The following is an 11,909-nucleotide window of genomic DNA, read 5'->3' as shown; positions in this document are numbered from 1 at the left end:
GGATCAAGCCAAACAACCAGATGGATAACAATCAGATGACCAGCAAGCAGCGAAACAGCGTCGCCGACGGTACAGCGGCACGTGAACGCGTCGGTACGCGCTACCGTGATCCCGCTCTCGCCGAAGAATTGTCCCACGTCACTTGGAACAGCACGCTGGATGTGATGCTGTCGCACCGGTCGGTGCGCTACTACCTCGACCAGCCCCTTCCCGCAAATACCCTTGAGCTCGTCGTGGCGGCCGCACAGTCGGCGGCTTCAACTTCCAACCTCCAAGCTTGGAGCGTCATTGCGGTCGAGGACAAGGATCGCAAGGCGCGGCTGGCCGGCTACGCCGCGGACCAGAAGCACATCCATGACGCGCCGCTGCTGCTCGTTTTCGTCGCCGATCTGGCTCGCCTGCGTGCGATCAGCGATGAGCGGGGACATGCCGGTGTCGCACTCGATTACATCGAGGCATTCATCTTTGCCATCGCGGACGCCGCGTTCGCAGCGCAGAATGCCGCTGTTGCAATCGAGTCGCTCGGCCTCGGCTGCTGCTACATAGGCGCGATGCGTAACGACCCTCAGGCCGTCGCCAACGAACTGGGACTGCCCGACGAATCGATGGTCGTGTTCGGCATGACAGTCGGCCGCCCCGATCCGGCGGTGGCAACAGACGTCAAGCCGCGCCTGCCGCAAGGCATAATCCTCCACCGCGAGCGGTATACCCAAATCGACCCGGAGCTTATGGCGGCCTACGAGGCACGCATGCGGGAATTCCAGGCCGAACAGAACATGCGCAACATCGACTGGACTGAACAGACCGCGGCGCGGATAAAGGACGTTGCTGCACTGACCGGCAGGCACGTGCTCACGGACTTCCTGAAGGCGCGGGGATTTGGGCTCAAATAGCTGCGGTTGCGCGCGCCAATGTTGACTGAGAGACAGGGGCTGCGACTTCGTCAGGCCTGCGAACCGCCGGCCCTGTCACGTCGCCGAGATTCTCGGCAACTCAAACGCGTCTGTCGTGCGGACATAGGTGTTTCCTTGTGCCCTGGCGACAAGGCGCAATTTTTGTGTATCGACATGGAAGCGAACCGGGTCGATCAGCATGTCGTCGCGTATATGCATCATCTGGACCGTTCCCAGGATGAGCGAGCGCGATACCCCGAGAGGAACAATGCTGTGCAGCACGCACTCCATGGAGACGGGGCTCTCGGCAATTCGCGGCGCGGCGATCGTCACTGAAGCTTCCTCTGCAAGCCCGGACCGCGAAAACTCATCGATTTCCGGCGCAAACTCGGCGGCGGTTATGTTCATCTGGTCCAGCCGATCCTCGTCGACCAGATTGACGACGAATTGGCCCGACATCCGGATATTGCGTCCTGTGTCCTTGTTGTCGCCTGCAGACCGGTCGACGATGCTGAAACCGACGACAGGGGGATCCTCGCTGAAGACATTGAAGAACGAGAATGGCGCTGCATTGCGCACCCCGTCCGACGCGACGGTCGTGACCCATGCGATCGGCCGTGGCGTGATCGTCGAGGATAGAAGTTTGTGCCGGTCAAGCGGCTTCAGCTCGGAGAAGTCGAACTGCATTGTCGTGGGGACCTCCGATGATTTGGCGGGGCAGACCAGTTTGGCTGGCGCCACGCCTTTCTAGCACCGGCAAAATCGATTGTTTGCTCTATATCGGAACGCGCGCATCGCGCTTAGCGAGGCTGGTGCGTCAACGCATTGAAAGCATCTTCACCGCGGCTGCCGCTGCGCCAAAGCCATTGTCGATGTTGACCACCACAACTCCCGGCGAGCAACTCGCGAGCGCTGCGTTGAGCGCCACATATCCGCCGGCGGCCACGCCGTAGCCGACAGATGTCGGTACAGCGATCAACGGCGCCGCGATCAGCCCGGCGAGCACGCTGAAGAGCGCGCCTTCCATGCCGGCGACAGCGATAACAACCCGAAACATCCGGATTTCGTCGAGCCTTTCAGTAAGCCGCCACAATCCGGCGACACCGACATCGGCGACGATAGGCGCGTCATGGCCGTTGAAGCAGAGCGCTCGGGCGGCTTCCCGTGCGACCGACATATCCGACGTGCCCGCCGCCACGATGCCCACACCTGTGCTTGCAACGGGCATGGACCCGCCCAGCACCGCAGTGCGCGACAGTGGATCATAATCAAGTGCACTGCGAATGGCGAAATCGAGCGCCAGAAAATGGCTTTCGTCGAGACGCGTGAACAACAGCCGCTCTCCTTTCTCGGAAGCAGCGACGATGATGGCGGCCACCTGGGTCGGGCTCTTATGCTCACATAGCACCGCCTCCGGCACTCCGGTGCGCCTGCTGCGTTGCCAGTCGAGTTGAAAGTCGTTCATGGGCGCATGAACATCGCGCCGCGGCTGTAGGGCCGGGCGCCCACGAAGACGCGTCCTGCCTCGGCGCAAAGCCGCTGCGTGATCTCGACCAGCAGATGCTTCTGCGCGGACACGCCGTCGCCGAGTTCCAGAACCACGCCTGACCGCGTAATCCGGCAGCGCAACGTAACGCCACTGGCGGCAATGTCAGCCAGATGCCGCTCGGCCTTCTCGATGAATGCGAGGTCGCGGGCATCGATCGCTATTCCCGTCTCGACGCGGCTTGCCAGGCATGGCTGGGCGGGCAATTCGGCGACAGAGCCCAGGCCAAGCTCGCGAGAAAGCGCGCGAATGTCGGCCTTGGCCATTTCCGCTTCGATGAGGGGATGTACCACCTGGCGCTCGGCGGCAGCCAGCAACCCGGGACGATAGTCGCCGAGATCATCGAGATTGGCACCCGACGCGATCACATGCGGCGTCAGTGTGCGTATCCGATCGTAGAGATTGGTCTTGCAGAAATAACAGCGGTTCGAGGGATTGTCCCGATAGCGTGAATCCTCGAACTCGCCAGTTCCGATGACGAGGGTCGTCCAGCCTTCGGTATCTGACAGACCCCGCACGCGTGCCGTCGCCTCTTCCGGAACGGCTGGTGAGGCGGCATGGATTACCGTCACCGCAAGGCCCGGCTTGCGATGTGCGAAGGCTGCCAGCGTCACTGAATCCACGCCGCCGCTGACAGCAATGGCGAGCTGTTCGAAACGGTCAAGAACGCGGTCAAGACGCTGTGCCGGCGCAATGTCATTCATCGTCGGTCGTCTCGGCCTGCCACTTCATGGCGCGGCGCTCGGCAAGGCTTCCGCCTCGAAGGGCATCGCTTTCCACCTTGCGTGTGATGCCCGATGGCCGGAGGACCGCCTTGACGGCAAGTCCGGCAGCCTTGACGTTTTCCCGGAAGAGGACCAGCCGGCGTTCCTCCCGCAGGCGCAAGCCAATTGTCGATGTCTCGGCAAAACACCGGGCCGTCACCTGATCGGCCAGTTCCGGTCTCGCCAGAAGCCGGAACGACGAGGCGGGACGCCCCTTCTTGCCGAGGCGCTGCCCCACGGAGAGATCCAACACGCCGTCCGTTGCCCTGAGGCGATCGCAGGCGACGCCCATCTCTTCGCCGGTCATGTCGTCGATTTCGAATTCGATGACACTGATGGTGTCGCTCGGAGTTGAGACTTCGTTCTCTAGGACGAGAACGCGAAGAATGTTCGGCATCCCGGGCAGGTGCCGCGTCCCCGCGCCTGTTCCGGACGACACAAGCCGGCCAGACGTGCCGCCAGCACCAGGCGCTGTGAGATGTTTAAGGATCGCCGCGCCGGTCGGCGTCACGCGCTCGCCTGATATGCCGTCGTCGCGCCATTCGAAACCGGTCAGGATCGCGGCCGTGGCAGGCGCGGGAACGGGCAGCAGTCCGTGGGCGGTGTGCACAAGGCCACCGCCTCGCGGCAGAGCCGAGACACTCCACACCGTCTTGTCGAGCGCCGCTGCGATGCTGCCGGCGCAGACGACGTCAACCAGGGAGTCCCAGTCGGCGATCTCGTGAAAATGTACCCTTTCGACCGGCACGCGATGGATGGCCGCCTCCGCCTCGCCAATGATCGTCAGTATCGCAATGGCCCTGGCAGCCGTTCCATCGTGGAGATCCGCGGCCTTGATGCGTGCCACCATGTCAGCAAAACTACCTGCATGCGCTTCATCAGGAATCTGGTTGCGATCGTGATGGTGATGGTGGCCATCATCATCACCATATGCGTTCGCATGGGCGTGTGGCGCTGCAGCCGACATCGCGCGCTTCGCGACCAGACCGAAGCGCCGCACGCGCATCGACAGGCTCTCGCCTTCCTCGAAGGCAATGCCACCGGCCTCAACCGGAAGCACTGCAGCGCCGTCGGCAAGTACGCGCTCTCGCAGGTCAGGCAGCGCGTCGAGCATTGCCGCGACGAACATGTCGCCGGCGATGCCGCCGACTGCATCGAGGTGGACGCGTCTCACAGTCCTGCCCGCCGATAGATCGGAATGACGTATGGTCCCTCCGGGATGATGGCAACGGCGGGGTCGCCATGGCGTTCAAGACTGGCCGCGATTGCGTCGTTTACCGAGGGGACCAGTTCAACTCCGGTGATGCGGCGTTCCTCGCGATCTAGCCCGGTCGTGTAGAGCTGGATCTTGCCCACCCGCATCGGCTTCAGCTGCATCTCCGTCTGCCATTCATCGATGTCGGCAAGCGTCTTCGCCGTAAGCGTGGCAAGGAATGGCTCGGGTCCCATCTCCACCAACCGCGCTTGCGCCTGGCGGAATTCGTGGCTGCCCAAGCCCTCCGAACATTCCGAGGCGATGATCAGCGTCCCGCCCGGGTCGAGAATGTCGATCGGCGTCACCATACCCTTGATCGTCTGGTAGTAGGTCTTGTCGAGGGGATAGCCTGCAGACGACGTCACCACGGTCTTGAACCGGCGCGGCACGTCGATCATCGTCGTGTCAGCGATGAAATCGACCGCAGCCAGATGGCTGGCTATGATCTCGCCAAAGGTCACGCAAACCAGATCGCGATCTTCATCGAGCACGGTGTTCAACGCATAGATTTCGCCAACCTTGCGTACGATCTGCAACTGTTCCTCATGGAGCGGGTTGCCGACCAGATTGCACTGGACTGACAGCGGGTCTTCCATGAAACGCGCCGAGTGGAAGGTGCGGATGGTTTCGTGGCCGGCAACGCCGGGGGCGACAACCTTTCGACCACCGGACCAGCCTGCCATGAAATGGGGCTCGACCAGGCCTGTAGCGATACGGAGGTCCGCATCCGCGAAAAGCCGATTGATCCGGATCGGTGTCCCACGCGTCTGCGTATGTCCCAGATCGACGTGGTCGTGTTCGTTGCGTGCGAAATGATTGGTGACGCGGACGGTCTTCAGAACCCAAGGATCGCCGACCAGTTCCTCCAGTTCCACACCCTCGTTCGGACGATGAAGGCCGGTGGCAACGAGCACATCGATCCTGTCCGCGGGAATGCCGCCTTTGATCATTGTCTCGATCATGACGCGTAGGAATAGCCGGTTCGGCACCGGGCGCGTGATGTCGCAGATAAGGATGCAGGCGCTCCGACGCCCGACCACCAGACGGGCTAAAGGCTCGGAGCCAATCGGATTCGCGAAGGCGGATGCAATTGCTGAAGAGGCGTCGAAGAGTTTTGGCAACAACGCCTTCCGGATTACTGTCGGCTCCGCGCCTTGCGGCAATGCCAGCTTCAGCAATCCACGACCGAAGGCAAGTTCGAAAGGACCGCCATGTTTCATCTGCCGTCCCTCGGCTCTCACGATCCGCCGTCCGTCGCTACGGCCCGGCACCTATGATGTTCGGCGGCTGATCCAGCCCTCTTCGGCCACGTGACGTCGCTCGAACATGTCTGGCTTGCCTTCGAGTACCGCTGGTCAGTCAACCGAAGTAAGTCTCGGTTTGGAGACCTGTCGTCGCAATCGGCGATGCGGACGCGACCGACTTGCCGCGAGAGCAGCAGGTCATAGCGGCCGGTCAGGCAAATTCCGCCTCCCCGCCAACCTTCTGCTTGCGGATCGCCTCGACAACTGCTTCACCCATGGCCCTCGTGCCGATCTTCCTGCAGCCGGGTTGATAGATGTCTGCGGTCCGATACCCCTCGCGCAGCACTGACCGTACGGCCTGCTCGATACGCGAAGCGTGCTGGTCGCGGCCAAACGACTGCCGGAGCATCATGGCAACCGAAAGGATTGCGGCCAGTGGGTTCGCCAAGTCCTTGCCAGCGATGTCCGGCGCGGTGCCATGGACCGGTTCGTATAGGCCCTTGTTGTGATCGCCGAGGGAGGCCGACGGCAGCATTCCGATTGAGCCGGCCAACATGGCCGCCGCATCGGAGAGGATATCGCCGAAGACATTGCCCGTCACGACAACATCGAATTGCTTGGGATTTCGGATCAAGGCCATGGACGCCGCGTCAATGTAGAGATGCGTCAATTCCACATCGGGATACTGCTTGCTGACTTCGATAACGACCTCGCGCCACAGCGCCATCGTTTCAAGGACGTTTGCCTTGTCAACCGAACACAGTTTCTTACGTCGTTTCGCGGCGGCCTGGAAGCCCGCATGCGCTATGCGCTCGATCTCGGCATCGGTATAACGCATCGTGTTGATGCCGACACGCGCGCCAGTCTCGTCACGAGAGACACCACGCGGCTGGCCGAAATAGAGATCGCCGGTCAGTTCACGCAAGATGATCAGGTCGACCCCCGTGACAATTTCGGGCTTGAGTGTGGAGGCGTCCACAAGCTCGGGATAAAGCACGACCGGGCGGAAGTTAGCATAGAGACCGAGGGCCTTGCGCAGCTTGAGCAGGCCGTAACCGGCCCCCTCGCTCGGCGCTCGCCTCTCATCCTCAGGAACGCCGGTTCCGCCAAGCAGAATGGCATCAGCTTTGCGTGAGATGTCGAGGGTATCAGGCGGCAGGGCATCGCCGAAGCGCTCCAGCCCCTCACCTCCGATTACGGCTTCTGTGAGTTCGAGCGGGAGTTCACTACCGATGACCGCGTGCAGCGCCCTTACTGCCTCCGCGGTCACTTCCTTACCGATCCCGTCTCCTGGGAGCACTACTATCTTCAAGGCCTTGCCTTTCGAAATTGAGTTGAAGAGGCGGGCGCATTCGCTCGGCCCTCTCTGCGGCAGGACTTATATGGGCCGACCCGGACCCTTCGAAGTCGTCCTTTGGAAAGCTCGCATCGTCGGACGCGACGCACCGGTTAGCCGGCGGACCAGCCTCTCAACTGTTGGTAAGGTGCTTCAACAGCAGCTTCACGGGTGGTGGCAGGCCCTGACTGTCCTGAACGCAGATGTTCCACTGCCTGACTGCCCAAGGCTCGTCGAGCGCGATTGCCGCAAGCATGCCACCCGTTACATAACGGGCGGCACATCCCGCCGGCACGAGGCCGACGCCCATCTGCGCCTCTACCATTGTCGACACCGTCTCGAACCCGTTGACCCGGATTGGCATTTTCAACGGTTTGCTCAGCTCAGCCGCAGCGCGAATGACGAGCATATCCAGAAAACTTCCCCTGCTTGGCCCGATCAGGTCATAATCCGGGAGGTCGGCGAACTTGACGGAAGTTTGCGAGCTTAGCGGGTGGTCCCTGTGAGCCAGCACCACGAGGCGGTCGCTGCGATAGGGGATGTATTTCAAACCGCGACGGGGCACGACGCCACCGAAGACGCCGATATCCGCAGCGTTCTCGGCCACCGCGTCCACGGCCTGCTGGCTGGTGCCCTCCTCCAGATCGATTCGAATGGCCGAATGCGTCCCCAGAAAGTTGCTCAGATCCGACGGCAGATGCTGGATGATCGTCGAAACACTCGCAAAAATGCGGACCTGCCCACTGACGCCACTGGCGTGATGGGCAAGCTCAATCTCCATCTGCTTCAAGTCGCGGAGCACGACGCGCGCATGGTGGAGCAGCGCCTGCGCTGCCGCGGTCAGCTCCAGTCCCTTCGAGCTGCGGTGAAACAAAGGCGTACTGAGGCGTATCTCGAGATCGGAAATCCGCTTGCTCACCGCCGATGCCGCGATGTGCTCGCGATCGGCCGCCTTGGCGATACTCTGCTCTTCGCAAACGGCGACAAACAGCTGAAGCGAAAGAAGGTCAAAACGCAATGTAGCTCCCCCTCTCCGGCATATTCCATCCATGCCAGGCCTGCGAAACACGCAGCCAGTCACTGCTAATAGCTGTTGACCGCACGGATGCAACTGTCGCAAGGGCATCATCGCGGATCGCGAAGCAGCCATTCCAAACTAAGTCTTTTGCGAAAGACCATCGCAGTCAATACGTTCTGGCACGCGCTTGTCGCGAAATCGCCACCGGTTCCCCCGTGGAACATGCTTCAATCAATAATTCAATCAGAGTGCGTCTTCGACCATGAATCGATATGATCTTGAGCAGCGCGTAGCGATTGTCACGGGCGGAGCGCAGGGCATCGGGTTCGCAGTCAGCGAGCGGATGCTGGCATCCGGTGCCAGGATAGCGATCTGGGATCGCGATGGCGCTGCGTTGCAAAAGGCTCTCAATCAGCTTGGACGAACCCGCGACGTGCTTGGGATTGAGACTGACATTGGCGACCTCGCGTCGGTGGAAGCGGGCTTTGCACACACGCTGGAACGGTTTGGCAAGATCGACATACTGATCAACAATGCGGCGTTGGTCGGGCCGAACATGCCGACCTGGGAATATCCACCCGAGGCCTTCGCACAGGTCCTGAGTGTGGGATTGATAGGGACTTTCAACTGCTGCCGCGCCATCGTCCCTCATATGCGGGAGCTTAACTACGGGCGCATCGTCAACCTCAGCTCCATTGCCGGCAAGGAGGGCAACCCCAACGCGGTCGCCTACAGCTCCATGAAGGCAGCCGTGATCGCCTTGACGAAGTCACTGGGCAAGGAACTCGCAGGGCAGAACATCGCAGTCAACTGCGTCACTCCGGCGGTTGCCAAGACGCCTGGGGCAATGGAGCAGTCACCGCAACACATCGAGTACATGCTTGCCAAGATTCCGCGCGGCCGCATGCTCGAACTTGGCGAAGCCGCCTCCATGATCTGCTGGCTAGCGTCAGAGGAGAATTCCTTTACCACCGGCGCGGTGTTCGATCTTTCCGGCGGCAGGGCAACCTACTGACCGTAGCGCCCGTCAAATTCCGCGGCGCACGTGGCGGCGCACCGATCCAACAAGGAGACTGCTGATGCCTTCCTACATATTCGAAAACGCGCGGATCGTTGACGGCTCCAATGAGGACGGCGAGCACGACCGTTTCGTCCGCGTCAGCGGCAATGTTATCGACGAGGTTTCAGACAAGCCGATCCGGGATAGCAACGCGCATCGCTTCGATCTGCGCGGGAAGACTTTGATGCCGGGCCTGATCGATTGCCATGTGCACATCAATTCCGGAGTTGCCGATCCGGCCGAAAACTCGTTTCTGCCAAACGAACTCGTCGCCTATCATTCGGTGCGGATATTGAAGGGCATGCTCAATCGCGGTTTCACCACCGTGCGCGACCTCGGCGGCGCGACTGTGGCTCAGGTCCATGCGATAGAGCAGGGTCTTATCGAAGGTCCTCGCCTGGTCATTTGCGGCAAGGCCATGGTGCAGACCGGCGGCCATTCGGACTATCGGACGCGCTACGACATGATCAGTGGCGACCGTCAACTCGACCAACTCGGCTCGGTAGGACGCATCGTTGACGGCGTCGACGACTGCCGCCGTGCCGCTCGCGACGAGGTTCGCAAGGGCGCCAGATTCATCAAGGTGATGGCCAATGGCGGCGCGGCATCCTCCCATTTTCCTCGGCCATATCTCGGCTATTCGATGGATGAGCTGCGCGCGTTCCAGGACGAAGCCGACAAGGCCAAGATGTATGTGTCGGTGCACACCCACACCGACGAGGCCGTCGCACGTGCACTCGAATGCGGTATTCATTCGATCGAACACGCGACACTTATTACCCCTCAAACCGCTGCCACCGCTGCGAAGCAAGGTGCGATCGTCACGCCGACGATCGCCGCCTATGAAGCGCAGATCCGCGAGGCCGATGCGCTGAAGCTGGATCCCGGCTTTGTGGAACGCCTGAAATGGGTGCGCGCAAGAGGTCCCGAATCGCTGGAGACGATGCGGGCAGCCGGCGTCAAGCTGGCTTACGGCACCGACGTGTTGGGCTCGATGCACAGCTATCAGTCCGAAGAGTTCCTGATCCGCGCGGAGGCGCTGCCGGCGATCGAGGTGATCAAATCGGCAACCCTTACCGCCGCCGAACTCGTCCGTATGGAAGGCAAGGTCGGCACGATCGCGGCAGGCGCCTTTGCCGACCTCCTCGTGGTCGACAAGGATCCCGTGAAGGATCTGTCTGCGCTGGGCAGTCAAGGCCGCTACATGTCCGCCATCATGAAGGATGGTGCATTCGTGAAGAACCAGCTCGCAGCCTAGGCTCACGCTGGGACCAATCACGCCGCCATCCTTTTGCCAGTCTTGAGATGTCCGCTCTGGGGGCGGACCGGCTGTGTCACTTGGATATCGACAAGTCTTCCGCGTTCACGCCTTACATCGTCGAACGCGACGAGGTCCATCCCATCGAAGGCTCTGAGCGCGCGTCCAGCCAACTATCCCAATGCTGAATTCGACCGCCCTGGTTTCCGCGCATCGCTGGAGGTCGCGCATTTGAGCGAAGTTTCAGTAACTGCTGAGTGGAAGGACATAGCTCGTTCGAAGAGGCGACGCCAAAGCTTTGAAGGGCTGCCCTATTTGCTGTTGGCGCCGATCGCCATACTTCTGGTTCTGGTGATCGTTTATCCGCTGGTTGAGGCCGTGCGGTCTGCCATGACGGACGCATCTTTTGCCCAACTGGGCACGCGCCCGCTTCAGCGGTTTTCAGAACTTCATCAAGCCGGTCAACGACCCGGCCTCCCTCGAGGAGAGCTGTCTTGCCGGAAAGAGGCAAATCCCTTGTCTGGCTGGTTGTTCCCCTCCCGCCACGCTGTACATGGGAGGTTAGTCCATGGAGGACATTCACCCCTTCTTCGGCGCCAACGCTGCGAGCGGAGTGGCTAGCTCCGGCCAGGCCGCAGTCCGGTGGGTCTGAAGCTGCGGGTCGCTGATCGTATTGTCCCAATCGACCGCGAGGAAGCGTTTGCCGGTTATTTTGTCGCCCTCGCTGGTCAAGAGCGCCAGAATCATCGGAGCCATCATCTCGGGGCGGATAAGCGTCTCGCGATCAAGGCCATCCCTATCGGGAACCATGGCCGTGTCTACCGGCCCGCCCGGCAACACGACGTTGACGGTGATGCCTGATTCATCGAGTTCGCGCGACAGCATCATCGACCATGCTTCGAGAGCCGCCTTTGACGGTCCGTAGGGGGAAAAGCCCGGCCGCATCATGGTCAAGTAGCTCGTGCTGACGTTAATGATGCGGCCCCATTTCTGCGGACGCAGGCGCGGAACGACCTGGCGCGACATGTTGAACGTGCCGCAGACATTGGTCAGCATGAATTTTTTCCACAGTTCTTCGCTGACGTCTTCGATCTGCAAGGGGAGAGTCTCGTAATGTGGGTGCACGGCGTTCATGCCGAGCGCGGCATTGTTGATGAGGACATGCAATCCACCGAAATGCTCTGCAGCAGCATCCACGCCCCGTTTGCAATTCGCCGGATCAGTGATGTCGACCTGCAAGGCAAGGAACTTGTCTTTCCCAACGCGCTGCTCAACCCGGCTCACACCATCCAGATTGATATCCATGCCAGCAACACGCACCCCTTCCTTGACAAGCGCTTCAGCAATGGCAAGGCCGATACCTGCACCGGCCCCCGTTATGATCGCAACCTTCCCCTTGAAATCCGAATACGGCATAAATCCTCCCAATTGCGTGGCTTAGTCCGTCGATCGGGAACGTTCCGATGACAACGGGCCAACTAGTCGCCCAGGAGGCGACGCAGTTCTGATAATGATACGACGGCGTTAGCCCCAGT

At 61.0% G+C, this 11,909-nt stretch carries 11 protein-coding genes; 3 read left to right on the top strand and 8 right to left on the bottom strand.

Annotated elements, in window-relative coordinates; all coding sequences use genetic code 11:
* The first annotated feature begins 35 nt into the window (after positions 1-35).
* Entirely contained in the window at positions 36-893 is an 858-nt protein-coding gene (locus AC0L3E_RS02755; protein WP_024504898.1) for a nitroreductase family protein, read from the top strand.
* A 75-nt stretch (positions 894-968) separates the two neighbouring features.
* Here the strand turns inward: AC0L3E_RS02755 and AC0L3E_RS02750 are convergent, their stop codons facing one another.
* From AC0L3E_RS02750 to AC0L3E_RS02720, 7 genes are all read right to left on the bottom strand, one after another.
* Entirely contained in the window at positions 969-1,580 is a 612-nt protein-coding gene (locus tag AC0L3E_RS02750; RefSeq protein ID WP_024504897.1) for a flavin reductase family protein, read from the bottom strand.
* 130 nt (positions 1,581-1,710) lie between these two features.
* Positions 1,711-2,358, bottom strand: coding sequence for a nickel pincer cofactor biosynthesis protein LarB (gene larB / locus AC0L3E_RS02745; protein WP_127269186.1), 648 nt, complete (start codon positions 2,356-2,358; stop codon positions 1,711-1,713).
* Positions 2,355-3,143: an ATP-dependent sacrificial sulfur transferase LarE gene (gene larE, locus AC0L3E_RS02740; protein WP_024504896.1), complete on the bottom strand. Its 789-nt coding sequence runs from the start codon at positions 3,141-3,143 to the stop codon at positions 2,355-2,357. Before larE ends, larB begins: the two co-directional genes overlap by 4 nt.
* Positions 3,136-4,377, bottom strand: a complete 1,242-nt coding sequence (larC, locus tag AC0L3E_RS02735; protein WP_281062083.1) for a nickel pincer cofactor biosynthesis protein LarC — start codon at positions 4,375-4,377, stop codon at positions 3,136-3,138. Before larC ends, larE begins: the two co-directional genes overlap by 8 nt.
* Positions 4,374-5,636 carry a nickel-dependent lactate racemase family protein gene (locus AC0L3E_RS02730; protein WP_246675078.1) on the bottom strand — a complete coding sequence of 421 codons (1,263 nt, stop codon included), beginning with the start codon at positions 5,634-5,636 and terminating at the stop codon, positions 4,374-4,376. Before AC0L3E_RS02730 ends, larC begins: the two co-directional genes overlap by 4 nt.
* Before the next feature lie 277 nt (positions 5,637-5,913).
* On the bottom strand, positions 5,914-7,002 hold the full coding sequence (gene leuB, locus AC0L3E_RS02725; protein ID WP_292459598.1) for a 3-isopropylmalate dehydrogenase: 1,089 nt from the start codon (positions 7,000-7,002) through the stop codon (positions 5,914-5,916).
* A 169-nt stretch (positions 7,003-7,171) separates the two neighbouring features.
* Entirely contained in the window at positions 7,172-8,056 is an 885-nt protein-coding gene (locus AC0L3E_RS02720) for a LysR family transcriptional regulator (protein WP_032899521.1), read from the bottom strand.
* Between the two features lie 262 nt (positions 8,057-8,318).
* Between AC0L3E_RS02720 and AC0L3E_RS02715 the strand changes: the two genes are divergently transcribed.
* Entirely contained in the window at positions 8,319-9,071 is a 753-nt protein-coding gene (locus AC0L3E_RS02715) for an SDR family NAD(P)-dependent oxidoreductase (RefSeq protein ID WP_024504891.1), read from the top strand.
* Between the two features lie 64 nt (positions 9,072-9,135).
* Positions 9,136-10,374 (top strand): metal-dependent hydrolase family protein, encoded by a 1,239-nt coding sequence (locus tag AC0L3E_RS02710; RefSeq protein ID WP_024504890.1) that lies wholly within the window; start codon positions 9,136-9,138, stop codon positions 10,372-10,374.
* Positions 10,375-10,953: 579 nt separating this feature from the next.
* Here the strand turns inward: AC0L3E_RS02710 and AC0L3E_RS02705 are convergent.
* Complete coding sequence (locus AC0L3E_RS02705; protein ID WP_024504889.1) at positions 10,954-11,790, bottom strand: SDR family NAD(P)-dependent oxidoreductase; 837 nt, start codon at positions 11,788-11,790, stop codon at positions 10,954-10,956.
* Positions 11,791-11,909: the final 119 nt, after the last annotated feature.

The sequence above is a fragment of the Mesorhizobium sp. WSM4822 genome (genome assembly GCF_055811155.1).
The sequence above is the reverse complement of the archived record's forward strand: the minus strand, read 5'-3'. Positions and strand labels throughout refer to the sequence as shown.